Here is a 402-nt window from a genome sequence, read left to right as displayed (position 1 = left end):
ATGCGGGACTACCTGCTCGCCTCGCGGGCGGTGGACCCGGACAAGCTGGAGCAGTTCCGCATGGCGCACATGAGCGAGGGCTTCGAGTCGGACAACCGGCACTCGATGCTGCACTCGGTGGCCTACGTCGCCTTCCAGGAGCTGGCCACCCGCATCTCGCACCGCAACACCGGCCACCAGTCCGGCGACCCGGTCTGCGACCGCATGCTGGCGCGCATCGCGACCGACGAGAACCTGCACATGGTCTTCTACCGCAACCTCCTGAAGGCGGCCTTCGAGATCGCCCCCGACCTGACGATGCAGGCGGTGCGCGACGTCGTCGTGAACTTCCGGATGCCCGGCCACAGCATCCCCGGCTTCGAGCGGGCCGCCGCGCAGATGGCCATCGGCGAGGTCTACAAC

At 68.2% G+C, this 402-nt stretch carries 1 protein-coding gene; it reads left to right on the top strand.

What is annotated here, in order from left to right:
- On the top strand, nucleotides 1–402 hold a 402-nt coding region (locus tag KDL01_RS42505; protein WP_212534353.1), incomplete at both ends, for an acyl-ACP desaturase.

The organism is Actinospica durhamensis (assembly GCF_018139695.1).
Taxonomy (GTDB): Bacteria; Actinomycetota; Actinomycetes; order Streptomycetales; family Catenulisporaceae; genus Actinospica; species Actinospica durhamensis.
The sequence above is the reverse complement of the archived record's forward strand: the minus strand, read 5'-3'. Positions and strand labels throughout refer to the sequence as shown.